This window comes from Burkholderia sp. MSMB0856 (genome assembly GCF_001524645.2).
Classification (GTDB): Bacteria; Pseudomonadota; Gammaproteobacteria; order Burkholderiales; family Burkholderiaceae; genus Burkholderia; species Burkholderia diffusa.
In genome coordinates this window covers 30,544-55,425 of sequence record NZ_CP013427.1, presented here as the reverse complement: position 1 = coordinate 55,425, position 24,882 = coordinate 30,544, and the positions used below count along the sequence as shown (strand labels likewise).

The window sequence follows — 24,882 nt, the reverse complement described above, 5'->3', positions numbered from 1 at the left end:
GCCAGCGCCGGCCCGCTCCCCTTCCATCCCGGCGGTGGGTCTCACTCCCGCGCCAGCAATCCGCCGAAGGCCAGATCGTCGCCCGACGCGATCGGCAGCGTCGCCCGCGCGACCTCGAGCCATGCACGCGCCGCGTGCGACAGGTAACCCTTCTTCAGCCAGCCGAGCGCGATCGCCCAGGTGATTTCCGGCTCGACGATCGGCCGGCACGTGAACTGCCGCGCGTCGAGCCGCCGGCAGTACGGCTCCGGCAACAGCGCGATGCCGACGCCCGCGTGCACGAGGGCCGCCATGAAATCCCAGTGTCCGCTGCGGCTCACGATCGACGGCGTGAAGCCGGCCTGCCGGCACGCGTCGAGCACCGCATCGTGCAGCGCGAGGCTCTCCGCGTAGAACACGAACGACTCGCGCGCGAGATCGGCGAGCGGCACGGCCTTGTGGTCCTCCCAGCGCGACTCGCGCGGCGCGACGAGCCACAGCGGCGCGCGCACCATCGGCAACCGCTCGAACGTGGCGGGATCGACCGGCTCCAGCAGCCCGCCGAGCTCCAGCTCGCCCGACATCAGCGCGGCCTCGATCATCCGCGCGCCCTGCTCGAACAGCTTCAGCTCGATGTTCGGATAGCGCTGCTTGTACGCGGCGATGATCGGCGTGAACAGCGACCCGCCGAGCGGCGGAATGCCGATCGTCAGCTCGCCGCGCCCGAGCGTGCCGAGATCCTTCAGCTCCGACTGCAGCTGCGCCTGCGCGGCGAGCACGTCCTGGCCGCGCTGGAACACGATCCGCCCCGCGTCGGTCAGTACCATCTGCCGGCCGTCGCGCAGCAGCAGCGGCGAGCCGATCTCGTCCTCGAGCGCCTTCACCATCTTGCTGATGGTCGGCTGCGTGACGAACAGCCGGTCGGCGGCCGCCGTGAAACTCTGCTGACGGACCACCTCGACGAAGTACCGCAGCGCGCGCAATTCCATCGATCACTCCCCAGGTTGGTGCAGCGGACACAAACTGAATTCCGAATTGGAATGATAAGGATAGAGACAAGTCATTTTATTTATGGTTAGGGGAAACCCTATACTCACACCATCGACGAAACATCTGTATGGAGCCCGCCATGACCCAGCCGACCGCCACTGCCGCCGCCCGCCCCGCCGCTTCGGGCAACGTTGCGCGTACGGGCCGGATCGTGCTTCAGGCCGCCGCGCTCGGCGTACTGTGGATGGCCGTCGACTGGACGGTACGCGCGGTCGGGCTGCCGGTGCCGTCCGGCGTGATCGGCCTCGCGGTGCTGCTCGCGCTGCTGTTTTCAGGCCGCGTCGCGCCCGCGTGGGTCAAGGACGGCGCGAACTGGCTGCTGTCCGACATGCTGCTGTTCTTCGTGCCGGCCGCCGTCGCGGCCGTCCAGTACGGCGGGCTCTTCCGCGAGGACGGCTGGCGTATCGCGCTGGTCATGCTCGCCGGCACCGCCTTCGTGATGGTCGCGGTGGCGGTGGCGGTCGATCTCGCCGCGAAGCTCGAACGCCGCCTCGCCGCGCAGCGCGTGTTCGCCGAGCGCCGCCGCGCGCGCCTCGCCACCGTGTCCGCCCACTGAGCCGGAGCCTGGAATGCCTGCGCCGCTGTCGAACCTGTCCGCCGACCAGGTGAATACCGCGATTTCCGTCGGCTGCTTCGTGCTGACGGTCGTCCTGTATTTTGTGTCGAAGCGGCTTTACGCGTACAGGAAGACGCTGCTGTTCTCGCCGCTCGTGTTCGTGCCCGGCGTGCTGGTGCTGCTGGTCCTGCTGACCGGCATCCCGTATTCGGTCTATTTCCGCGACACGCGCTGGCTGATGTGGCTGCTCGGCCCTGCGACGATCGCGTTCGCGGTGCCGATCTACGAGTACCGCGACCTGATCCGCCGCCACTGGCTGTCGCTGTCGGTCGGCGTCGCGGTCGGGATCGGCGCGGGCGTGTGCGGGTCGCTGCTGCTCGCGAAGCTGCTGCACCTGTCGCCCGAGCTGCAGCGCTCGCTGATGACGCGCTCGGTCTCGACCCCGTTCGCGCTGGCCGTATCCGACAAGATCCATGCACCGAAGGACCTCACCGCCCTCTTCGTGATCGCGACCGGCATCTGCGGGATGCTGCTCGGCGAAATCGTGCTGGCGCTGGTGCCGATGCGCACGCGGCTCGCGCGCGGCGCGCTGTTCGGCGCGGCCGCCCACGGCGTGGGCACCGCGAAGGCGCGCGAGATCGGCAGCGAGGAAGGCGTCGTGTCGAGCCTCACGATGATGATCGCCGGCGTCGCGATGGTGCTGATCGCGCCGCTCTTGTCACTGTTGCCGATCTGACGCCGCGCGGGCGGGCGCCGCCGCCAGCCCGCTCCGCCTCGCAGCCCCGGCGCCCGCCGGCCGCGCCTCGCCCCGCCGTTCCCGCCCTGCATCGAGCCGACACCCGCCCGACAATCGGCTGAGATAGCCGCAATTCCCCCCTCTTTTCCGCCCATCGGGCTCGGCCCGGATGCCGAACAATGCATGCTACGAGACATCACGCACGCATTCACATGGCCTCCACGACTGCAAACCCGACCGCCGACAAGCCGGCTTCGTCCGGCAAGTTCAAGCGCATCGCGCTCATCGCCGTCATCGCGCTGGGCGCGGCCGCCGCCGCCGCGGGCGGCATGTACGTGTTCCTGAGCAAGGCAGGCGTCGGCCATGCGAGCGCGCCCGCCGAACCCGCGCCGCTTGCCGCGCCGGTGTTCTTCCCGCTCGACCCGCTGACCGTGAACCTGCAGTCGGACGACGGCGTGCAGCACTACCTGCGCGTCGGCCTGTCGCTGAAGCTCACCGACCCGAAGGCGCAGGAGCAGCTGACCGCGCGCATGCCGGAGATCCGCAGCCGGATCCTGCTCGCGCTGTCGAACAAGCATCCCGAGGATCTCGCGACGCCGGACGGCAAGCGTTCGCTCGCGACGGAACTGCGGGAGCTGATCGAACAGCCGACGCAGCCGGGCAACCAGCGCGCGAAGGTCGACGACGTGCTGTTCACCGAATTCGTCGTCCAATAACGCGGCCGGACAAGGAGCGCGCATGGGCCACCAGGAGTTCATGTCCCAGGAGGAGGTCGACGCCCTCCTCAAGGGCGTCACGGGCGAAACCGATTCGGTCGACGAGCAGCGCGACACGTCGGGCGTCCGCCCCTACAACATCGCGACGCAGGAGCGGATCGTCCGCGGCCGGATGCCCGGCCTCGAGATCATCAACGACCGCTTCGCGCGCCTCTTGCGGATCGGCATCTTCAACTTCATGCGGCGCACGGCGGAAATCTCCGTGAGCCAAGTGAAGGTGCAGAAGTACAGCGAGTTCACCCGCAACCTGCCGATCCCGACGAACCTGAACCTGGTGCACGTGAAGCCGCTGCGCGGCACGTCGCTGTTCGTGTTCGACCCGAACCTCGTGTTCTTCGTCGTCGACAACCTGTTCGGCGGCGACGGGCGCTTTCACACGCGCGTCGAGGGCCGCGACTTCACGGCCACCGAGCAGCGGATCATCGGCAAGCTGCTGAACCTGGTGTTCGAGCACTACACGACCGCCTGGAAGAGCGTGCGGCCGCTGCAGTTCGAATTCGTGCGCTCGGAGATGCATACGCAGTTCGCGAACGTCGCGACGCCGAACGAGATCGTGATCGTCACGCAGTTCTCGATCGAGTTCGGGCCGACGGGCGGCACGCTGCACATCTGCATGCCGTACTCGATGGTCGAGCCGATCCGCGACGTGCTCGCGTCGCCGATCCAGGGCGAGGCGCTCGAGGTCGACCGCCGCTGGGTGCGCGTGCTGTCGCAGCAGGTGCAGTCGGCCGAGGTCGAGTTGAGCGCGAATCTCGCCGAGATCCCGTCGACTTTCGAGAAGATCCTGAACCTGCGTGCGGGCGACGTGCTGCCGCTGGAGATCGAGGACACGATCACCGCAAAGGTCGACGGCGTGCCGGTGATGGAATGCGGCTACGGCATTTTCAATGGTCAATATGCGTTGCGCGTGCAGAAGATGATCAGCGCGGGCGACACGATGAAGGAAGGTGGATATGAGTGAGCTGAACCCGACGCCCGAACTCGACCCGCAGGCGCTCGCCGACGCGGCGCTCGCGGAATCGGCCGCGGCCGTGCCGGCGGCACCCGCCGCGGCGGAGGAAGAGTCGAGCCTGGATGACTGGGCCGCCGCGCTTGCCGAGCAGAACCAGCAGCCGGTGCAGGCGGGCGCGACCGGCGCCGGCGTGTTCCAGCCGCTGTCGAAGGCCGCGGCCAGCTCGACGCACAACGACATCGAGATGATTCTCGACATCCCGGTCAAGATGACCGTGGAGCTCGGCCGCACGAAGATCGCGATTCGCAACCTGCTGCAGCTCGCGCAGGGGTCGGTCGTCGAACTCGACGGCCTCGCCGGCGAGCCGATGGACGTGCTCGTGAACGGCTGCCTGATCGCGCAGGGCGAGGTCGTGGTCGTCAACGACAAGTTCGGCATCCGGCTGACCGACATCATCACGCCGGCCGAACGCATCCGGAAGCTGAATCGGTGAACGTCGTGAAGTCCGGCCGCCACGCGCGCCTGTTGCCGAGCGTGGCCGCGCTGGCCGCGGCCGCGTCGCTCGCGTGCGCGCCGGCCGTCGCCGCCGACATGAACGCGGTGAACAACGCCGGCGCCATCGCTTCGAGCGTGGCGGTCGGCTCGGCCGTGCCGTCGCTCGGCGTCGGCGCGGTGCTGCAGACGCTCGTCGGGCTCGCGGTCGTGATCGGCCTCGTGTTCGGCTGCGCGTGGCTCGCGCGCCGCTTCGGGTTCCAGCCCGCGCGGCGCGGCGGCCCGCTGAAGGTCGTGTCGAGCGTCGGGCTCGGCGCGAAGGAAAGCGCGACGATCGTCGAGATCGGCGATACCTGGCTCGTGCTCGGCGTCGCACCGGGCAACGTGCGGCTGCTGCATACGCTGCCGGCCGGCTCGGCGGCGGTCACGACGGCGCCGGCTTCGGCCGACGCTCCCGCCGGCGTCGCATCGGACGAACGCGGCCAGCCCGGCACGTTCGGCGCGCGGTTTCGCGATGCGCTCGCGGGCGAAGCCGCGAAGCGCTTCGGGCGCGGCAAGGACCGCTGACATGGCGTCGCGCCCTCTTTCCGTATTCGCATCTCGATGAAACACGAATTCCTGCGTCACGCGGCGCGCTTCGCGCCCGTGCTGATCCTCGGCCTCGCCCCCGCGCTCGCATGCGCGCAGGCGGCCGGCCTGCCCGCGTTCAACACCAGCCCGGGCCCGAACGGCGGCACCACCTACTCGCTGAGCGTGCAGACGATGCTGCTGCTCACGATGCTGTCGTTTCTGCCGGCGATGCTGCTGATGATGACGAGCTTCACGCGCATCATCATCGTGCTGTCGCTGCTGCGCCAGGCGCTCGGCACCGCGACGACGCCCCCGAACCAGGTGCTGGTCGGCCTGGCGATGTTCCTCACCTTCTTCGTGATGTCGCCGGTGCTCGACCGCGCGTACGCCGACGGCTACAAGCCGTTCTCCGACGGCGCGATGCCGATGGAGCAGGCCGTGCAGCGCGGCGTCGCGCCGTTCAAGAGCTTCATGCTGAAGCAGACCCGCGAGACCGATCTCGCGCTGTTCGCGAAGATTTCGAAAGCCGCGCCGATGCAGGGCCCGGAAGACGTGCCGCTGTCGCTGCTGGTGCCGGCGTTTGTCACGAGCGAGCTGAAGACCGGTTTCCAGATCGGCTTCACGATCTTCATCCCGTTCCTGATCATCGACATGGTCGTCGCGAGCGTGCTGATGTCGATGGGGATGATGATGGTGTCGCCGTCCACCGTGTCGCTGCCGTTCAAGCTGATGCTGTTCGTGCTCGTCGACGGCTGGCAGCTGCTGATCGGCTCGCTCGCGCAGAGCTTCACGTAAGCGGAGGAAGCGCGCGATGACGCCCGAACAAGTGATGACGCTGGCGCACCAGGCGATGATGGTCGGCCTGCTGCTGGCCGCCCCGCTGCTGCTGGTCGCGCTCGCGGTCGGCCTCGTCGTGAGCCTGTTCCAGGCCGCGACGCAGATCAACGAATCGACGCTGTCGTTCATCCCGAAGCTGCTCGCGGTGGCCGCGACGCTCGTGATCGCCGGCCCGTGGATGCTGACGACGATGCTCGACTACCTGCGGCAGACGCTGCTGCACGTCGCGACGCTCGGCGCCGGCTGAGCGGCACGCCAGGCTCCGTACCGCCGCGATGTTCTCGGTTACCTACGCGCAGCTCAACGGCTGGCTGACGGCTTTCCTGTGGCCGTTCGTGCGGATGCTCGCGCTCGTCGCGACGGCGCCCGTGATCGGCCACGCGGCGGTGCCCGTGCGCGTGAAGATCGGCATCGCCGCGTTCATGGCGCTGGTCGTCGCGCCGACGCTCGGCGCGATGCCGGCCGTCACCGTGTTCTCGGCGCAGGGCATCTGGATCGTCGTCACGCAGTTTCTGATCGGCGTGGCGATGGGCTTCACGATGCAGATCGTGTTCGCGGCCGTCGAGGCGGCCGGCGACTTCATCGGCTTGTCGATGGGGCTCGGTTTCGCGACCTTCTTCGACCCGCATTCGAACGGCGCGACGCCGGCGATGGGCCGTTTCCTGAACGCGATCGCGATGCTCGCGTTCCTTGCCGTGGATGGCCACCTGCAGGTATTCGCGGCGCTGGCCGCGTCGTTCCAGTCGCTGCCGGTGTCGGCCGACCTGCTGCACGCGCCCGGCTGGCGCACGCTCGCCGCGTTCGGCGCGACCGTGTTCGAGATGGGGCTGCTGCTCGCGCTGCCGGTGGTCGCGGCGCTCCTGATCGCGAACCTCGCGCTCGGGATCCTGAACCGCGCGGCGCCGCAGATCGGCATCTTCCAGATCGGCTTTCCGGTGACGATGCTGGTCGGGCTGTTGCTCGTGCAACTGATGATCCCGAACCTCGTGCCGTTCGTGGCGCACCTGTTCGACATGGGGCTGGATGCGATGGGGCGGGTGCTGGTGGGGTGGCGGTAGGCCGCTTGAGCCCCCGATTGCTGGAAAACCCCTAAAGGAATCGCCGGACCGCGAAAGGTAGCGGAAGGTTTCGTCTCCCTATACTCGTCAGGACGATGCAGCAAGCATCGCGCCAAACGAATACAACGAAGGAGACGACCCCGATGCGACCCATCCTGCGCACCCTCGCCGTTGCAGCCAGCCTGAGCTGCGCGCTCGCCGCTCACCCCGCCTTGGCCGACGACGGCGGCAAGGTCACGATCATGGTCGGCGGGATCGCCAAGCTGATCTACCTGCCCGCGCGGCTCACGCAGGAGCTCGGCTACTTCAAGGCGGAGGGGCTCGACGTCGAACTGCTGTCGCAGCCGGCCGGCGTCGATGCCGAGAACGAGCTGCTGGCGGGCGCCGTGCAGGGCGTCGTCGGCTTCTACGACCACACGATCGACCTGCAGAGCAAAGGCAAGGAAGTGAAGGCGATCGCCGTGTTCGGCCAGGTGCCGGGCGAGGTCGAGATGGTGTCGACCAAGGCCGCCCCCACCTTCAAGTCGATGGCCGACGCGAAAGGCAAGACGCTCGGCGTGACGGGCCTCGGCTCGTCGACGAGCTTCCTCACGCAATATCTCGCGCTGCAGCACGGGGTGACGTCGACGCAGTACACGATGCTGCCGGTCGGCGCCGACGCGAGCTTCATCGCCGCGATCAAGCAGGGCCGCATCGACGCCGGAATGACGACCGAGCCGACGGTGTCCGCCCTCGAGAAGATGGGCGACGCGAAGGTGCTGGTCGATCTGCGCACGCTGGAAGGCACGCGCGCCGCGCTCGGCGGCACCTATCCGGCCGCGAGCCTGTACGTGCAGTCGGCGTGGGCCGATTCGCACAAGGCCGAAGCGACCAAGCTCGCGCACGCGTTCGCGAAGACGATGCAGTTCATCCACACGCACAGCGCGGAGGAAATCGCCGCGAAGATGCCGGCCGACTACCAGAAGGACAAGGCGCTGTATGTGTCCGCGCTGAAGGCATCGCTGCCGATGTACACGGCCGACGCGAAGATGCCGGCCGACGGCCCGGCAACCGTGTTGAAGGTGCTGTCGGCGTTCAACCCGTCGGTGAAGGGCAAGCACATCGACCTGGCGCGCACCTACACCAACGATTTCGTGAACGCGAAGTAATCGAGAGCGATACAGGCGCCGGCGGCTGCGACCCCCCGCCGCGCGTTCCCCGTTCCGGCCCGGTTGACCGGCCCGGCGTCGCCACGATGCGGCGCCCTCCTCACCCGCAGGACGAATGCGATGAATCAGGCAGTTTCCCCGAGCACACCGGCGATCGAGTTTCGCAATGTGTCGTGCCGCTTCATTTCGCCGGAAGGCAAGGCCACCGTCGCGCTGCGCGACTTCAGCATGAACGTCGCGCGCGGCGAGTTCATCGCGATCGTCGGGCCGACCGGCTGCGGCAAGTCGACCACGCTGAACCTCATCACCGGCCTGCTCAAGCCGGCGTCGGGCGAGGTGCGCGTGATGGGCCGCCCGGTCGACGGGATCGACCCGCGCATCGGCTTCGTGTTCCAGGCCGACGCGGTATTCCCGTGGCGCAACGTGATCGACAACGTCGCGGCGGGCCCGCTGTTTCGCGGCCGCTCGAAGGACGTCGCGTACGCGCAGGCCGAGGAATGGATCCGCAAGGTCGGCCTCGACAAGTTCACGAAGCACTACCCGCATCAGCTCTCCGGCGGGATGCGCAAGCGCGTCGCGCTCGCGCAGACCTTCATCAACCAGCCGGAAATCCTGCTGATGGACGAGCCATTCTCGGCGCTCGACATGCAGACGCGCACGCTGATGCAGGACGAGCTGCTGCAGTTGTGGTCCGCGAACAAGGGCTCGGTCGTGTTCGTCACGCACGACCTCGAGGAGGCGATCGCGCTCGCCGACCGCGTGTTCGTGCTGACCGCACGCCCCGCGACGCTCAAGCGCGTGTACGAGATCGACCTGCCGCGCCCGCGCGTCACGTCGGAGATTCGCTACGACACGCGCTTCATCGAAATTTCCAAGGACATCTGGCACGACCTGCGCGAAGAAGTGCAGATCGGCTGACAGCAGCAAGGACAGGACAGGAGCATGACCGACATGACGCTTCCCCCCACCGCCATTCCGGCAACGTCGCTCGAGGACGAGTCGCGCGCCGCTCAAACCCGGCTGCGCCGCCGCCGGCAACTGATCATCGGCCTGCGGATCGCCGTGCTCGTCGTCGTGCTGGGCGGCTGGGAACTCGCCGCGCGGCTCAAGTGGATCGATTCGTTCTTCTTCTCGCAGCCGACGCTGATCTTCGCGCAGATCCAGGACTGGTTCGTCAACGGCACGTCGCAGGGGCCGCTGCTCACGCAGGTCTGGGTGACGCTCGAGGAAACCACGATCGGCTTCCTGATCGGCTCGGTCGCCGGCGTGATCTGCGGGATCGTGCTCGGCCGCAACAAGCTGATGGCCGACGTGTTCGGCCTGTACATCCAGATCGCGAACTCGATTCCGCGCGTCGTGCTGGGCTCGGTGTTCGTGATCGCGCTCGGCCTCGGGATGGCGTCGAAGATCGCGCTGGCCGTCGTGATGGTGTTCTTCGTCGTGTTCGGCAACGCGTTCCAGGGCGTGCGCGAAGCCGACCGCTACCTGATCGCGAACGCGCAGATCCTCGGCGCGTCGCGCCGGCAGATCACCACGTCGGTCGTGATCCCGTCCGCGCTCTCGTGGATTCTCGCGAGCCTGCACGTGAGCTTCGGCTTCGCGCTGGTCGGTGCGGTCGTCGGCGAATTCCTGGGTTCCAAGCAGGGCATCGGCCTGCTAATCTCCACCGCCCAGGGCGCGTTCAACGCGAGCGGCGTGTTCGCGGCGATGATCGTGCTGGCCGTGGTCGCGCTGGCTGCCGACTATCTGCTGACCTGGCTCGAGAAGCGCCTGCTCAAGTGGCGCCCCGCCGCGTTCTGAGCAGCGCACGCATCGGATCACACGCCCGAACCGCGCCGGTTGCCCCGGCGCGGTTCGGCATTGAGGAGAAGGAATGGCGCACAGCCTGCGCGGGCGGCTCTTGTGGTGGCTGCTGCTGCCGCTCGCGGTGTTCGTGCTGATCGCGGGCGCGATGTCGTACGACACCGCGCGGACCACGGCCGGGCTCGTGCAGGACAGCGCGCTCGTCGCGTCCGCGCGCACGATCGGCGAGGACGTCGAATGGCGCGACGGCTATCTCGCGGCCGACGTGCCGCCCGCCGCGCTGGAGATCTTCGAGTCGCCGTCGGCCGATTCGGTCTACTACAAGGTGATCGACAGCCGCGAGCGGCTGCTCGCCGGCAATCCGGCGCTCGCCCTGCCCGAACGGCACGGCATCGAGCCGACGCTGTACGACACGGCGCTCGACGACGTGCCGCTGCGCGCGGTGGTCTACGACCGCCAGCTGTACAACGAGGGCAAGATCGAGACGGTCACGGTGATCGTCGCGAAAACGACGCGCTCGCACGATGCGATGGTCGCGACGATCTGGCGTCCGCAGCTCGTGCGCCTGTCGCTGATGCTGGTGCTCGCGGTCGTGCTCGTCTATCTCGGCCTCACGCTCGAGCTGCGCCCGCTGATGAAGCTGAAGGACGACGTCGCCGACCGCGGGCCAATGGAGCTGGAGCCGATTCGCCCGGAGCGGCTGCAGCACGAGCTGCGGCCGATCGTCGACGCGATCAACCAGTGCATCGCGCGGCTCAATACGCACACGGCCACGCAGCGCCGCTTCATCGCCGACGCCGCGCACCAGTTGCGCACGCCGATCGCCGTGCTCGATACGCAGATCCAGTATGCGCGGCAGCGCGAGCACAACGATGAGGAACTCGCGTCGGTGCTCGACAGCATGCAGCGCAGCAGCCGCAAGATGGCCGACGTGACCGACAAGCTGCTGCTGCTCGCGCACGCGGAAGCGACGCCGTCGACGCTGCTCACGCATCGCGTCGATCTCGCCGCCGTCGTATCGAGCGTGCTGGAGGAAACGATCGTGCTCGCGCAGCAGCGCGACATCGACCTCGGCGCCGATCTCGGCGAACGGCTCGACGTCGCGGGCAGCGACAGCCTGCTGACCGCGCTGGTGATGAACCTCGTCGACAACGCGGTGCGCTATACGCAGCCGGGCGGTTGCGTGACGGTCGCCGCGCGGCGCGACGGCGACGCCGTCGTGCTCGACGTGGTCGACAACGGCCCCGGCATTCCGGCCGAAGCGCGGCCGCACGTGTTCAAGCGGTTCTACCGCGTGTCGGCCGACACCGAAGGCTCGGGCCTGGGCCTCGCGATCGTCCGCGAGATCGCGCAGGCGCACGGCGGCAACGCGTCGCTCGCGCCGGGGCCCGGCAATCGCGGTATCGTCGTGACCGTGCGGCTGCCCGCATACGCCTGAAGAGAAGTCGCCATGAAACTCCTGCTGGTCGAAGACAACGCCGAACTCGCGCACTGGATCGTGAACCTGCTGCGCGGCGAGGATTTCGCGGTCGACTGCGTCGGCGACGGCGAACGCGCGGACACGGTACTGAAGACCGAACGCTACGACGCGGTGCTGCTCGACATGCGGCTGCCGGGCATCAGCGGCAAGGAAGTGCTCGCGCGATTGCGGCGCCGCAACGACAACGTGCCCGTGCTGATGCTGACCGCGCACGGCTCGGTCGACGACAAGGTCGACTGCTTCGGCGCGGGCGCCGACGACTACGTGGTCAAGCCGTTCGAATCGCGCGAACTGGTCGCGCGGATCCGCGCGCTGATCCGCCGGCAGGCCGGTGTGGGCACGACGCAGCTCGTATGCGGCGATCTCGTCTATGCATTCGGCACGCGCGAATTCCGTTGCGGCGACGCGGTGCTCGCGCTGCGCCGCCGCGAGCATGCGATTCTCGAAACGCTGATGCTGCAGCAAAACAAGACGGTGTCGAAGGCGCGGCTGATGGACAGCGTGTTCGCCCTCGACGACGAACCGAGCGCGGATGCGATCGACATCTATATCCACCGGCTGCGCAAGCATCTCGCGGGCAGCACGGCCGAGATCATCACGCTGCGCGGGCTCGGCTACATCCTGCGCGAGAAGAACGCGCAGGACTGACGGCCCCGCCTCCGGCGTCGATTCGTAGCACGTAACGTGTCGGCAGCCCGCGGGCGGCCTGCCGGGCTCGCGTCCGCCCGCCTGCCCGATTCGCGATTATTGCGCGTTCGGTGTTTTCACCGATCCGATTCTTTCCTCCGGGAAAGCGGCGTGAAGGATTCCACCCTCTACGATGCTACATGTCGGCCCCCTCGCTGTGGCCGGCAACAGCTGGCATACATTACGTACTGCCAACAAACAGATTTCAATGCGGCAGCTCGGAGGAGACGATCTTGAAACGAAAAACCCTTGCCCTTTCCATCGCGGCGGCAGGCCTGTGTGCCGGCACCCAGGCGCACGCGCAGTCGAGCGTGCAGCTCTATGGCCTGATGGACCTGAGCTTTCCGACCTACCGGACCCACGCCGACGCGAACGGCAATCATGTGATCGGCATGGGCAACGAAGGCGAACCGTGGTTCAGCGGCAGCCGCTGGGGCCTGCGAGGCGCCGAGGACATCGGCGGCGGCACGAAGATCATCTTCCGCCTCGAAAGCGAATTCGTGGTCGCGAACGGCCAGATGGAAGACGAAGGCCAGATCTTCGACCGCGACGCGTGGGTTGGCGTCGAGGACGAGCGCTTCGGCAAGCTGACGGCCGGCTTCCAGAATACGATCGCGCGCGACGCATCGGCGATCTACGGCGACGCGTACGGTTCCGCAAAGCTCACGACCGAGGAAGGCGGCTGGACCAACTCGAACAACTTCAAGCAGATGATCTTCTACGCGGCCGGCCCGACCGGCACGCGCTACAACAACGGCCTCGCGTGGAAGAAGCTGTTCAGCAACGGCATCTTCGCGAGCGCCGGCTACCAGTTCAGCAACTCGACCTCGTTCGCGACCGGCTCCGCATACCAGGTCGCGCTCGGCTACAACGGCGGGCCGTTCGCCGTGTCGGGCTTCTACAACCACGTGAACCACAACGGCTTCAGGAACCAGACCTTCTCGGTCGGCGGCGACTACTCGTTCAGCATCGTGCGCCTGAATGCCGGCTACTTCCGCTACAACGGCGATCAGGGTTCGCTCGGCCAGCGCCACGACGATTCGTGGACCGTGTCGATGAAGATCGCGCCGAAGGGCGCGCTCGATTACGAGCTCGGCTACCAGCAGATGCGCGTCAAGAACGCCGCGTACAACGCCGACGGCTTCACGCCGAACGCGAACCTCGGCGCGTTCAGCCTGACCAACGGCGTCGGCAACGGCTTCAAGGAGACGATCTACGGGTCGGTGTTCTACCACCTGAGCAAGCGCACCGAGGTGTATCTGGCCGGCGACTACATGAAGCTGCATGGCGGCTACACGGTGTCGTCGACGTTCGGCGCGAAGAACCAGCTCGAACTGACCTCGGGCATCCGCACGCGCTTCTGACCCCGCGGCCGGGGCGCGCCGCGCCCCGCCGTGCCCTTCGTTCGGGATTCTCCATGCGGGCACGCCGGCGCATTGCGCCGACCGTGCCCTTTTTTTCGTCGTTTTCGGCCCGTGCGGGGCCCCCGTGACACGGCGGTCGGCCGGCGCCGCGACAACCGGCCGACCGCCGCTTGCGGCCCGTGGGACGGGCGATCGCGGCCGATGCACGCACGATCGCCTCACATCGGTGCTTGACCTGCGCCGACCGACTCGCTAGCGTTTCGGGTTTGCCCGGGTGGCCATTGCCGCCGGTGCCGTGAGTGCGCCCGACGTCCTGGCGCACGCGGCCGGGCTCCGATGGAAAAAACGATGCAGAAACTCGATGCGGCGAGCCCGCAGGCGATGTCGACGGATTTCACCGCCGACAACGTCGCGCGCCTGAAGGCGCTGTTCCCAGAACTCGTGACCGAAGGCCCGGACGGCGCGTCGGTCGACGTCGACGTGCTGAAGGCGCTGGTCGGCGAACGCACCGTCGGCGACGCCGACGAGCGCTACGGCTTCCACTGGCACGGCAAGCGCAGCGCGCGCCAGGCCGCGCTCACGCCGTCGACGGGCACGCTGCGTCCGTGCCCCGGCGACAGCGTCGCGTGGGACGACACGCGCCATCTCGTGATCGAGGGCGACAACCTCGACGTGATGAAGCTGCTGCACAAGAGCTACGCGGGCAAGGTGAAGCTCGTCTACATCGACCCGCCGTACAACACCGGCAGCGATTTCGTCTATCCGGACGACTTCAGCGACAGCATCCGCCACTACCTGGCGATGACGGGCCAGACCGACGGCGGCATGAAGCGCAGCACCAACACCGAGGCGAACGGCCGGTTTCACACCGACTGGCTGAACATGATGTATCCGCGCCTGAAGCTCGCGCACGCGCTGCTGTCCGACGAAGGGCTGATCGCCGTGCACATCGACGAGCATGAAGTGCACGCGCTCGTGCTGATGCTGCGCGAGATCTTCGGCGAGGAGAACGAGCTCGGCGTCGCCGTGTGGGACAAGCGCAACCCGAAAGGCGATGCGCGCGGCGTCGCGTATCAGCACGAATCGCTGGTGCTGTTCGCGCGCAACGCCGAGACGCTGCTCGAGCAGGCGCCGCTGAAGCGCCCGAAGCGCAACGCGCAGCGCATGCTGGATGCCGCGCACGACGCGGTGTACCGCAGCGGCAACGCGAAGGACGCGCAAAAGGCCTACCGCGCGTGGATGAAGGCGCAGACCAACCTGTCGGGCGGCGAGGTGATGTACGACCGGCTGTCGGCCGACGGGCGCGTGTACCGCCTCGTGTCGATGGCTTGGCCGAACAAGAAGAAGGCGCCGGAAGAGTATTTCACGCCGCTGATCCACCCGGTCACCGGCAAGCCGTGCGCGATGCCGGCGCGCGGCTGGCGCAACCCGCCCGCGACAATGCAGGCGCTGATCGAGCGCGGCCAGATCGAATTCGGTCCTGACGAAACCACGCAGCCGCAGCGGATCTACTACCTCGACGAGAACATGTACGAGAACGTGCCGTCGGTGCTGCCGTTCGCCGGCTCCGACGACGCGCTGCTGAAGACGCTCGGCATCCCGTTCGACCAGCCGAAGCCGGTCGATTTCGCGGCGGCCGTGATCGGCTGGTGCACGCGCGGCGACGACATCGTGCTCGACTGCTTCGCCGGCTCCGGCTCGACCGGCCACGCGGTGATGCAGGTGAACGCGACCGACGGCGGCGCGCGCCGCTACATCCTCGTGCAGCTGCCCGAGGCGCTCGACCGCCGCGACAAGACGCAGCTGGCGGCCGCCGATTTCTGCGCGAAGCTGAAGAAGCCGCTGACGCTCGCGGAAATCACCAAGGAACGCCTGCGCCGCACCGCGCAGCAGGTCGCGCGCGATTATCCGGAAAGCTATGGCGATCTCGGTTTCCGCGTGTACCGGCTCGACACGACCAACGTGATCGAGTGGGATCCGCGCCGCGACGATTTCGACCACGCGCTCTTCGCGTCCGTCGAGCACGTGAAGACGGGCCGCAGCGAGGACGATCTGCTCGCCGAACTGACGCTCAAGCTCGGCCTCGACCTGTGCACACCGGTCGAGCATCACCAGGTCGCGGGCAAGACCGTGCACCTGATCGGCCGCTCGATCGTCGCATGTTTCGATGCGCGCATTTCGCGCGACGACGCGGGCCCGCTCGCCGACGGCATCGTCGAGCTGCTCGACGCGACCGGCGCGACGCGCGACGTCACGTGCCTGTTCCGCGACAGCGGCTTCGTCGACGACGTCGCGAAGCTCAATCTCGCCGCGCTGCTCGAACAGCACGGCGTGAAGCGCGTGCGGAGCCTGTGATGCGGCTGCATTTCGAAGCGGATCTCGATTACCAGCGCGAGGCGATCGACGCCGTCTGCGACCTGTTTCGCGGCCAGGAATCGTATCGCGGCGACTTCAGCGTGCTCGCGAACGCCGCGCCCGGCACGACGGCCGCCGCGCAAGGCTCGCTCGGCTTCGCGGTGTCGGAGCAAGGCGTCGGCAACCGGCTGTCGCTGACCGACGACGCGCTCGCGCGCAATCTCGCCGACGTGCAGCTGCGCGGCGGGCTGCCGCCGTCCGGCTTGCCGGGCTCGCGCGACTTCACCGTCGAGATGGAGACCGGCACCGGCAAGACCTACGTGTACCTGCGCACGATCTTCGAGCTGAACCGCCGCTATGGCTTCACGAAGTTCGTGATCGTCGTGCCGTCGATCGCGATCAAGGAAGGCGTACACAAGACGCTCTCGATCACCGAGGACCATTTCCGCGCGCTGTACGCGGGCGTGCCGTACGACTATTTCCTGTACGACTCCGCGAAGCTCGGCCAGGTGCGCCACTTCGCGGCGAGCGCGGCGATCCAGATCATGGTGATGACGGTCGCCGCGATCAACAAGAAAGAGATCAACAACCTCTACAAGGACAGCGAGAAGACCGGCGGCGAGAAGCCGATCGACCTGATCCGCGCGACGCGGCCGATCGTGATCGTCGACGAGCCGCAAAGCGTCGACGGCGGGCTCGAGGGGCGCGGGCGCGAAGCGCTCGCCGCGATGGCGCCGCTCTGCACGCTGCGCTATTCGGCGACGCACGTCGACCGCCACCACATGGTGTACCGGCTCGACGCGGTCGACGCGTACGAGCGCAAGCTCGTCAAGCAGATCGAGATCGCGTCGGCGATCGTCGAGGATGCGCACAACAAGCCGTACGTGCGGCTCGTCGGCGTGTCGAACCGGCGCGGCGCGATCAGCGCGCGCATCGAGCTCGACGTCGCGACCGCGGCCGGCGTGAAGCGCCAGATCGTGTCGGCGACCGACGGCGACGATCTCGAACGCCTGACCAAGCGCGCGCTGTACGCGGGGCTGCGAATCGGCGAGGTGCATGCGGTGAAGGGTGCCGAATACGTCGAGCTGCGCCATCCGGAAGGCGAGGCGTTCCTGTCGCTCGGCGAGGCGTTCGGCGACATCGACACCCTCGCCGTGCAGCGCGAGATGATCCGCCGCACGATCCGCGAGCATCTCGACAAGGAATTGCGTCTGGCCGAGCGCGGCGTGAAGGTGCTGTCGCTGTTCTTCGTCGATTCGGTCGAGCGCTATCGCCGCTACGACGAAAACGGGATGCCCGTGAAGGGCGACTACGCGCTGATCTTCGAAGAGGAATATGCGCGCGCGGCACGCGTGCCGGCCTACCGTGCGCTGTTCGACGGCGTCGACGTCGCGCTCGAAGTCGAGCGCGCACATAACGGCTACTTCTCGATCGACCGCAAGGGCGGCTGGACCGACACGAGCGAAAGCAGCGCCGCGGCGCGCGAGAACGCGGAGCGCGCGTACGGCCTCATCATGCGCGAAAAGGAAGCGCTGCTGTCGTTCGACACGCCGCTGAAGTTCATCTTCTCGCATTCGGCGCTGAAGGAAGGCTGGGACAACCCGAACGTGTTCCAGATTTGCACGCTGCGCGACATCCAGACCGAACGCGAGCGTCGCCAGACGCTCGGCCGCGGCCTGCGCCTCGCGGTCGACCAGGACGGCGAACGCGTGCGCGACCCGGGCGTGAACACGCTCACCGTGATCGCGACCGAGCGCTACGAGTCGTTCGCGGAGAACCTGCAGAAGGAAATCGAGGCCGATACGGGCATCCGTTTCGGGATCGTCGAGGAACACCAGTTCGCGGCGCTTCCGGTGCAGGAAGGCGACGGGCCCGCGCACGCGCTCGGCATCGAGCTGTCACGCGCGCTGTGGACGCATCTGCATGAGCAGGGCTACGTCGACGCACAGGGCAAGGTGCTCGACCGGCTCAAGGATGCGCTGCGCCAGAGCGCGCTCGTGCTGCCCGGCGCGTTCGAATCGCTGCGCGCGCCGATCGTCGCGACGCTGCGCAAGCTGTCGGGCCGCTTCGCGGTGCGCAATGCGGACGAGCGTCGCGCGATCGCGTTGCGGCGAGATGCTTCGGGCAAGGCCGTCGTGTTCGGCGACGACTTCCGCGCGTTGTGGGACCGCATCCGCCATCGCACCGTGTACAGCGTCGAGTTCGACAACGCGAAGCTCGTGCGCGATTGCACGGCCGCGCTGAGCGACGCGCCGGACATCGCGCGCGCACGGCTGCAATGGCGCAAGGCCGAGATCGACATCGGCAAGGCCGGCATCGAGGCGATCGAGGTGGCGGGCGCCGGCACGGTGCTGATCGACGAAGGCGAGTTGCCGCTGCCCGACCTGCTCACCGAACTGCAGGACCGCACGCAGCTCACGCGCCGCTCGCTCGCGACGATCCTGGCCGACAGCGGCCGGCTCGACGATTTCCGCGTGAATCCGCAGCAGTTCATCGCGCTGGCCGCCGATGCGATCAACCGCTGCAAGCGGCTCGCGCTGGTTGCGGGCATCGCGTACCGCAAGCTCGGCGAACGCCACGTGCATGCGCTCGAATCGTTCGAAAGCGAGGCGCTGACCGGCTATCTGCGCAATCTGCGGCCCGATGCGCGGAAGTCGATCCACGAGGCTGTGGTGTGCGAGACCGACGCGGAGCGTGCGTTCGCCGATGCGCTCGAAGCACACGACGGCGTGAAGCTGTACGCGAAGCTGCCCGCGTGGTTCCGCGTGCCGACGCCGCTCGGCAGCTATCACCCGGACTGGGCGGTGCTCGCGGAGCAGGACGGCGGCGAGCGGCTGTATTTCGTCGTCGATACGCCGAATGCTGACGGCGACGTGACGAGCGAGCACGAGCGCGCGAAGCTCGTGTGCGGCGAAGCGCATTTCCGTGCGCTGGTGGACGGCGGAGAGGCCGCGCGATTCGTGCGCGTCAGGCAGGCCGATGCGTTGTTCGAGCCGGTCGCAGCCGTCGCGCCGCTGGCGGGCGCGGGACGCTGAAACGAAGGGCGGCGACGAGCCGCCCTTTTTTTCGTTTCATCGATCCGGCTGCGATGAATCCGCCTGTCATCCGGATGAAAGCGATTCGTATCCTCGTGGGTTCGCGCGTGTGGTTACGGCTGGTTGCAAATCAGGGTCGATGCGATCGCGGTGCGCAGCACCTCCGTTTTCTCCCCGCCACGAAAAAAGGGCGCCGAAGCGCCCTTTCTCCACATGCGTGCGCCGCAGTTACAGCGTGCGGCCGAATGCGTTGCGATGTGCGTGATGCGTGGACGTCGACGCATGCGCGGTATGGCCGTGCGTATGCGCGTGACCGTGACCCGGCTGCGTGCCTGCGCGATCGGCGATCGTGTCGGAACGGTCGGCTGCGCGCGCGAGGCCCTTGTCGCGGTCGCCCGCGTGCACGCTGTTCGAGTTGCTCAGCGCTTCGCCGCTCATGTGGCCGGCGGACATGCCGCCCGCGTTGCCACCCATGCCGCCAGCACCGTGACCACCGCCGTTGCCGCCGCCACCACCATTGCCGCCGGCCGCCGCATTCGCGGAAACGGCACCGAGTGCGAGGAGCGCTGCAGCCAGTACGGACAGATATCGTTGCGTTTTCATTGTTTGCTCCCTGGAGCGTGTTCGAATGATTGCATTCTAGGAACACGCGGTTTCCGCGCGACTCGACGTTGTAAATGATCGTAACGGTGCGCGAGATGCGCATTCGTCAGATCAATGTGCGACATGCCGGTCGCGCGCGCGGACTGCGTGGCCGGCCGTCGTCGGACGAAGGGAGATGAAAGGCGGGAACGGCACCGTGGCACCGTCGCGCCGTTTCCGCTGGTGAGCGCGCTTACTGCGCCGGCTGCACGCCCTGCGCGGCGGCCTTGCGCTGCGCCGCCACCTCCTGCTCGTGCTTCTTCGCCATGTGGTGGCCGACGATGCAGCCGCCGACCGCGCCGACCACGGCGTGATGTCCCGCGTAGTGGCCGGCGACGCCGCCCACCACCGCGCCCTTCATGCAGCCCGCCGCGTGCGCGCTGCCGATCGTTGCGAGCGCAACGATGGCGGCCGCCGCGCACGACCTGATGTGTCGAATGGGCATCATGCGATCACTCTCCTCTTGTCGTCGTGATCAGTATTCTCGTGAGCCGGTCGCCCGGTTCAGTTCCAGCGGCCGCGCCAGCCGTCGCCGTCACGCCAGGCGCGCTCGCGCCACTCGTGCTCGCGCCATTCACGGCGACGCCACTCGTGTTCACGCCATTGACGCGCACGCCAGTCGTCGTCGCGGTAACCCACCGGCGCGTACATCACCGGCGGAGGCGGCGCCACATAGACCGGCGCCGGCGCCTCATAAACGCCCGGCACACCGATCCCGACCGACAGGTCGACATGGGCCGATGCGACACCCGAAGCTGCCAGCGCCGCTACACCGAGAACTGCACCGAGGATAAGTTTCTTGCTCATTTCGCGACTCCCTGCACGTGTCGTGCGTCATGTGACTACGGTTCGGAGTCTAGGCACGGGGCGCCGACACAGGTGAAACCGGTCTGCGAGACCGGTAACGGACGTTTACGGGGAGGCGCAAAGCCTTGCAGGACAAGGGTGGCGCGCGATTCGACACGCCGTTGCGACGGCGCATCGAATCGGCAAAGGCGGGAATTTTTGCCGAAAAGCGCGCCGGCGACGCACGCCGGGCGCCCCGATCGAACAACGTTACGCGCGGATATCGTCGACGCTGCGCAGCCAGTGCACGCTGAACAGATCGTCCGCATCGGTCCATACGGTGTCGGGCTCGAAGCCCGCCCGGCGCGCGATCGCATGGAAGCCGTCGATCGTGAACTTGTGCGAGTTCTCCGTGTGGATGTGCTCGCCCGCCTCGAAGCGGAACGCGTGGCCACGCACGTGCACCGCTTGCGCGATATCGCTGACGAGATGCATCTCGATGCGCTGCCGTTCCCGGTCGTAAAACGCGTAATGCGAGAACGCGTCGAGATCGAAGTCCGCGCCGAGCTCGGCGTTTGCGCGGGCGAGGAGGTTCAGGTTGAACCGCGCGGTCACGCCCTGCGCGTCGTTGTACGCGCGATGCAGCGTGCGCGCGTCCTTCACGAGATCCGCGCCGACCAGCAGGCCGCCGCCGCGCAATAGCCGCGCGGCGTCGCGCAGGAACGCGTCGGCTTCCTCGGGCGAGAAGTTGCCGATCGTCGAGCCGGGGAAGAAGCCGATGCGCCGGCGCGGCGTCTCCGTCAGTTCGGCCAGTTGCTCGGCCTTCGTGTAGTCGGCCGCGATCGGCGCGACGTCGAGCCACGGATACGCGGCACGCAGCCGCGCGGCGGCGCCGTGCAGGTAGTCGGCCGAGATGTCGATCGGCACGTAGCGCGCCGGCGCGTTCGCGTAGTTGTCCGCACACGCGTCGAGCAGCACGCGGATCTTCTCGAGCGAGCCCGCGCCGAATTCGACGATGTCCGCATGCGGGCCGACGCGCCGCACGATCTCGGCCGCGCGATCGCGCAGGATGCCGAGTTCCGTGCGTGTCGGGTAGTACTCGGGCAACTCGCAGATGCGGTCGAACAACGCCGAGCCGGCCGCATCGTAGAAGTATTTCGGCGAAATGCTGCGCGGCGTGCGCGACAGTCCGTCGATCAGATCGCGCTCGAACGCGCTCGGCCGCGAATCGCGGGCGGGTTGCAGGCCACCGCTCGTGGCCGTCAGATCAGACGTCTCGCGCAAGTCGCACTCCCGTGAATTGCCAGCGCGCGGCCGGCGGAAAGAAATTGCGGTACGTCGGCCGTTCGTGCCCCGGCGGCGTCGCGATGCTGCTGCCGCGCAGGACCTGTTGGCCCACCATGAACTTGCCGTTGTATTCGGCGGCGACGCCCGCGAGCGGCCGAAAGCCCGGATACGGCTCGTAGGACGAACGCGTCCATTGCCACACGTGCCCGAGCATCTGCTGAATACCGTCCGCGCCGACTGCGGCTTCCCATTCGAATTCGGTCGGCAGGCGTGCACCGGCCCACTCCGCGTACGCGGCCGCTTCGTAGAAGCTCACGTGACACACGGGCGCATCGGGCGCGAGCGGCTCCACGCCGTGCAGACCGAACGCGCGCCATGCGTGTACGGTTTCCCGCTCACCATCGTCGTCGGAAATCCAGTAAGCGGGCCCCCGCCACCCTTCCCGCTGCACCGTCGCCCAGCCGTCCGACAGCCAGTATTCAGGGCGTGCGTAACCGCCGTCCGCGATGAAGGCCGCGAATTCGGCATTCGTCACGAGACGGTTCGCGATCTCGCTCGGACGCACGAGCGCCGTATGGCGCGGCCGTTCGTTGTCGAACGAGAACGTGTCGCCGTCGTGACCGATCTCGACGAGTCCGCCCGGCTGTTGCAGCCAGCGCAACGGGCCGGCATCGCCCGCGGCCAGGGCGGCAAGCTCATCGGTGCCGTTGCGCGGCCGGAACGCGGGCTTCAGCGGGTTGCACGAAAACGCATGCAGCATGTCCGTGACGATCAGCTCCTGATGCTGCTGTTCGTGATGCAGGCCGAGTTCGATCTCGGGCGCGATCGCGGCGAGCATCGTCGGATCGGCGCCGTCGAGCGCGCGCAGCATCGCATCGTCGACGTACTGACGGTACGCATGCACCTCGTCGAGCGACGGACGCGTGAGCAGCCCGCGCTGCGGCCGCGGATGGCGCGGGCCAAGCGCTTCGTAATAGGAATTGAAGAGGAACTGGAACGCGTCGTCGAACGGCGCGTAACCGCGCACGCGGCGCATCAGTACGACGGTTTCGAAGAACCAGGTCGTATGCGCGAGATGCCATTTCACGGGACTCGCGTCGGGCATCGACTGCACGGCCTGGTCTTCGGCGGACAGCGTCGCCGTCAACGCGACGCTATGGGCGCGCACGTCCTGATAACGGCGCTGAAGCTGGGATGCAAGGAGGCTCATCGGTTTACCGTCCACGTCGCGATTCGCTGCGTTGCGTTGCCGGAAAAAGGAAAGCCTTGCGCTCGGATGCGCGCGGCTGACGTGCGACCTTCAATGCTGCGTCGTCGGGCAGCCGGCGCGCGCGCCGGGCCGCTGGTGCGGCGACACTTCATCTGCCCGTGCAGAACAGTATGGGCCAGAAATGTGAACGTCGCGAATCGGATTTCGGGCGAAACGAAGACGAAAGAAAAATGAAAGCACTCGCGCTTCGAGCAGCGGCGGCGTAACGAACCGTCGATGCCCGTGATGGCGGGGCCGAGAGGTCGAACGCAAAGGGCATGCCTGCGCGTCGGCATTACCGTCGCCTCATGACAGCCGCGCGGCACGCATGAAAGGCCGACGATCCGGGTGCACCGGAGGAACGGCGTCATGCAGTCGACATCGGCCCCGATCCGCACGGTGGCATCGCGGCCGTCGGTGCGATGTTCAACTGCCCTGCCCTCCGTGCGCTTCCCGGCTTTTGAAAAATTTTTCGCGTCGATGTCACACGCGCGGGGGTCTCGCTCGTCATATCACCGGAACCCACACGAAAGGAGAAGGAACCATGACTGCGAAACTCAATCCGTTTGCCGCCGCCCCCGCGCTGATGAAGAACTGGATGACCGTATCGGTCGCCGCCGCCGGGAGCCTCGAGCCGACGCTGATCGAGCTGGTCAAGATCCGCGCATCGCAGATCAACGCGTGTGCGAACTGCCTTAACATGCACACCGTCGAGGCGCGCGAGCAAGGCGAGACCGAGCAGCGCATCAACCTGCTGGCCGCGTGGCGCGAGGCGCCCTGCTACACCGACCGCGAGCGCGCGGCGCTCGGCTGGACCGACGCGCTCACGCGGCTGTCGGAGGGCCATGGCGCGCACGAAGCCGCGTATGCGGCGCTGAACGACCACTTCAGCCAGGAGGAACAGGTGAAACTCACGGTGATGATCAACGTGATCAACGGCTGGAACCGGCTGGCCGTCGGCTTCGGGCTGTGGATCGATCCGGCTGAAGCGAAAGCCGCTGCCGCGAAGATGGTGGCCTGATGACCGACCTCGATCCGGCCGCGGGCAGCGCCGAAGACCGGGACGACGCTGCGGCGAGCTTCGATCCGCTGCGTCGCACGCTGATCCGCGTCGCGTACCGGATGCTCGGCTCCGTCGCGGACGCCGAGGACATCGTGCAGGAGGCGTTCATCCGCTGGATGGACGTCGATCGCACGGAGGTGCGCGTGCCCGAGGCGTTCCTGCGCCGCATGGTGATGCGCATGTGTCTCGATCAGCTGAAGTCCGCGCGACACCAGCGCGAGACGTATATCGGCCCGTGGCTGCCGGAGCCGGTCGTCGAGGAAGATGAACAGGAGGACGTCACGCTGCCGCTGATGCTCGCGCTCGAACGGCTCTCGCCGCTCGAACGCGCGGCGTTTCTTCTGCACGACGTATTCGGCCTCGAGTTCGACGAGATCGCGACGACGATCCAGCGTGACCCGGCTGCATGCCGGCAGCTTGCGGCGCGGGCGCGCACGCATGTACGCGAGGCGCGGCCGCGGTTTCATGTCGAGAAGCAACGCGGGATCGAGCTGGCCGAGGCGTTCTTCGCGGCGTCACGCAGCGGCGACATGGGCGCGCTCGGTGCGATGCTCGCCGAGGACGTGAGCCTGCATTCGGACGGCGGCGGCAAGCGCTCGGCCGCGGGCAAGCCGGTGTTCGGCTTCGAGGGTGTGATGAAGGTGCACGAATACCTGGCCGGGCTGTTCGCCACGCATGCGTCGACGCTCGTGCGTGCCGGGTTCGTCAACGGGTTGCCAGGTTTCGTCACGCTGGAAGCCGACGGCGAGTTGCAGACCACGGCGCTCGAGATCGAAGACGGGAAGATCGTCGCGATCTATGTCGTGCGGAATCCTGACAAGTTGAAGCATCTGCATTGATGCTTGACGAGCGAGGGCTTTGTGCCCTGCCTTGTCGATTGCTGGCCGCCAGTCGTGCATGTATCGCACATGGAGCATCGCGCGCGTACATGCGCTATTTCGACCGCAAAAAGAAAAACGCCACGCGATGTTGCCGCG

Annotated in this window: 26 protein-coding genes; 19 read left to right on the top strand and 7 right to left on the bottom strand. The window is 67.5% G+C overall.

The genetic code is table 11. The features are described 5' to 3' along the window. Positions 1-41: 41 nt before the first annotated feature. Entirely contained in the window at positions 42-968 is a 927-nt protein-coding gene (locus tag WS87_RS01245) for a LysR family transcriptional regulator (RefSeq protein ID WP_059531322.1), read from the bottom strand. 140 nt (positions 969-1,108) lie between these two features. Here WS87_RS01245 and WS87_RS01240 point away from each other — a divergent pair, with 140 nt between their 5' ends. From WS87_RS01240 to WS87_RS01160, 17 genes are all read left to right on the top strand, one after another. Beyond that, positions 1,109-1,585 (top strand): CidA/LrgA family protein, encoded by a 477-nt coding sequence (locus WS87_RS01240; RefSeq protein ID WP_059814600.1) that lies wholly within the window; start codon positions 1,109-1,111, stop codon positions 1,583-1,585. A 13-nt stretch (positions 1,586-1,598) separates the two neighbouring features. After that, positions 1,599-2,321 carry an LrgB family protein gene (locus WS87_RS01235; protein WP_059814603.1) on the top strand — a complete coding sequence of 241 codons (723 nt, stop codon included), beginning with the start codon at positions 1,599-1,601 and terminating at the stop codon, positions 2,319-2,321. A gap of 179 nt (positions 2,322-2,500) precedes the next feature. Then, positions 2,501-3,037, top strand: coding sequence for a flagellar basal body-associated protein FliL (gene fliL / locus WS87_RS01230; RefSeq protein ID WP_059531331.1), 537 nt, complete (start codon positions 2,501-2,503; stop codon positions 3,035-3,037). 22 nt (positions 3,038-3,059) lie between these two features. Then, the gene (gene fliM / locus WS87_RS01225; protein ID WP_059531334.1) at positions 3,060-4,058 is read left to right on the top strand and encodes a flagellar motor switch protein FliM; all 999 of its coding nucleotides are present in this window, start codon (positions 3,060-3,062) and stop codon (positions 4,056-4,058) included. Further along, the gene (gene fliN / locus WS87_RS01220) at positions 4,051-4,542 is read left to right on the top strand and encodes a flagellar motor switch protein FliN (protein WP_059531336.1); all 492 of its coding nucleotides are present in this window, start codon (positions 4,051-4,053) and stop codon (positions 4,540-4,542) included. Before fliM ends, fliN begins: the two co-directional genes overlap by 8 nt. Beyond that, positions 4,539-5,108: a flagellar biosynthetic protein FliO gene (gene fliO / locus WS87_RS01215; RefSeq protein WP_059814606.1), complete on the top strand. Its 570-nt coding sequence runs from the start codon at positions 4,539-4,541 to the stop codon at positions 5,106-5,108. The genes fliN and fliO overlap by 4 nt, the downstream gene beginning before the upstream one ends. Positions 5,109-5,144: 36 nt before the next feature. After that, entirely contained in the window at positions 5,145-5,906 is a 762-nt protein-coding gene (gene fliP, locus WS87_RS01210; protein WP_059465943.1) for a flagellar type III secretion system pore protein FliP, read from the top strand. Positions 5,907-5,922: 16 nt separating this feature from the next. Continuing rightward, entirely contained in the window at positions 5,923-6,195 is a 273-nt protein-coding gene (fliQ, locus tag WS87_RS01205; protein WP_006750427.1) for a flagellar biosynthesis protein FliQ, read from the top strand. A gap of 28 nt (positions 6,196-6,223) precedes the next feature. After that, complete coding sequence (fliR, locus tag WS87_RS01200; RefSeq protein WP_059814609.1) at positions 6,224-7,006, top strand: flagellar biosynthetic protein FliR; 783 nt, start codon at positions 6,224-6,226, stop codon at positions 7,004-7,006. A 143-nt stretch (positions 7,007-7,149) separates the two neighbouring features. Further along, positions 7,150-8,154 (top strand): ABC transporter substrate-binding protein, encoded by a 1,005-nt coding sequence (locus tag WS87_RS01195; RefSeq protein WP_059814684.1) that lies wholly within the window; start codon positions 7,150-7,152, stop codon positions 8,152-8,154. Between the two features lie 120 nt (positions 8,155-8,274). After that, positions 8,275-9,072, top strand: coding sequence for an ABC transporter ATP-binding protein (locus WS87_RS01190; protein WP_059531344.1), 798 nt, complete (start codon positions 8,275-8,277; stop codon positions 9,070-9,072). 24 nt (positions 9,073-9,096) lie between these two features. Continuing rightward, positions 9,097-9,954, top strand: a complete 858-nt coding sequence (locus WS87_RS01185) for an ABC transporter permease (RefSeq protein ID WP_107938093.1) — start codon at positions 9,097-9,099, stop codon at positions 9,952-9,954. A 73-nt stretch (positions 9,955-10,027) separates the two neighbouring features. Next, positions 10,028-11,395 carry a sensor histidine kinase gene (locus WS87_RS01180; protein WP_059814614.1) on the top strand — a complete coding sequence of 456 codons (1,368 nt, stop codon included), beginning with the start codon at positions 10,028-10,030 and terminating at the stop codon, positions 11,393-11,395. Between the two features lie 12 nt (positions 11,396-11,407). Beyond that, on the top strand, positions 11,408-12,085 hold the full coding sequence (locus tag WS87_RS01175; protein ID WP_059531350.1) for a response regulator: 678 nt from the start codon (positions 11,408-11,410) through the stop codon (positions 12,083-12,085). 272 nt (positions 12,086-12,357) lie between these two features. Then, a complete protein-coding gene (locus WS87_RS01170) occupies positions 12,358-13,488 on the top strand; it encodes a porin (protein WP_059814617.1) in 1,131 nt (376 codons plus the stop codon). A 348-nt stretch (positions 13,489-13,836) separates the two neighbouring features. Next, positions 13,837-15,843 carry a site-specific DNA-methyltransferase gene (locus WS87_RS01165; RefSeq protein ID WP_175916696.1) on the top strand — a complete coding sequence of 669 codons (2,007 nt, stop codon included), beginning with the start codon at positions 13,837-13,839 and terminating at the stop codon, positions 15,841-15,843. Continuing rightward, complete coding sequence (locus WS87_RS01160) at positions 15,843-18,878, top strand: type III restriction-modification system endonuclease (RefSeq protein ID WP_059814623.1); 3,036 nt, start codon at positions 15,843-15,845, stop codon at positions 18,876-18,878. Before WS87_RS01165 ends, WS87_RS01160 begins: the two co-directional genes overlap by 1 nt. 228 nt (positions 18,879-19,106) lie before the next feature. Here the strand turns inward: WS87_RS01160 and WS87_RS01155 are convergent, their stop codons facing one another. From WS87_RS01155 to WS87_RS33445, 6 genes are all read right to left on the bottom strand, one after another. After that, the gene (locus tag WS87_RS01155; protein WP_059531362.1) at positions 19,107-19,481 is read right to left on the bottom strand and encodes a hypothetical protein; all 375 of its coding nucleotides are present in this window, start codon (positions 19,479-19,481) and stop codon (positions 19,107-19,109) included. A 232-nt stretch (positions 19,482-19,713) separates the two neighbouring features. Further along, complete coding sequence (locus tag WS87_RS01150) at positions 19,714-19,968, bottom strand: hypothetical protein (RefSeq protein ID WP_059814627.1); 255 nt, start codon at positions 19,966-19,968, stop codon at positions 19,714-19,716. 56 nt (positions 19,969-20,024) lie between these two features. After that, positions 20,025-20,327: a hypothetical protein gene (locus tag WS87_RS01145; RefSeq protein WP_059531368.1), complete on the bottom strand. Its 303-nt coding sequence runs from the start codon at positions 20,325-20,327 to the stop codon at positions 20,025-20,027. Between the two features lie 249 nt (positions 20,328-20,576). Continuing rightward, positions 20,577-21,590, bottom strand: coding sequence for an L-histidine N(alpha)-methyltransferase (egtD, locus tag WS87_RS01140; RefSeq protein ID WP_059814631.1), 1,014 nt, complete (start codon positions 21,588-21,590; stop codon positions 20,577-20,579). After that, positions 21,574-22,803 (bottom strand): ergothioneine biosynthesis protein EgtB, encoded by a 1,230-nt coding sequence (egtB, locus tag WS87_RS01135; RefSeq protein WP_059814634.1) that lies wholly within the window; start codon positions 22,801-22,803, stop codon positions 21,574-21,576. Before egtB ends, egtD begins: the two co-directional genes overlap by 17 nt. Then, a complete protein-coding gene (locus WS87_RS33445) occupies positions 22,800-23,213 on the bottom strand; it encodes a hypothetical protein (RefSeq protein WP_159085627.1) in 414 nt (137 codons plus the stop codon). The genes egtB and WS87_RS33445 overlap by 4 nt, the downstream gene beginning before the upstream one ends. 173 nt (positions 23,214-23,386) lie before the next feature. Between WS87_RS33445 and WS87_RS01125 the strand changes: the two genes are divergently transcribed. Together WS87_RS01125 and WS87_RS01120 are read left to right on the top strand one after the other, a co-directional pair. Then, positions 23,387-23,863: a carboxymuconolactone decarboxylase family protein gene (locus tag WS87_RS01125; protein ID WP_059814637.1), complete on the top strand. Its 477-nt coding sequence runs from the start codon at positions 23,387-23,389 to the stop codon at positions 23,861-23,863. Beyond that, the gene (locus tag WS87_RS01120; protein WP_059814641.1) at positions 23,863-24,744 is read left to right on the top strand and encodes a sigma-70 family RNA polymerase sigma factor; all 882 of its coding nucleotides are present in this window, start codon (positions 23,863-23,865) and stop codon (positions 24,742-24,744) included. The genes WS87_RS01125 and WS87_RS01120 overlap by 1 nt, the downstream gene beginning before the upstream one ends. The last annotated feature ends 138 nt before the right edge of the window (positions 24,745-24,882 follow it).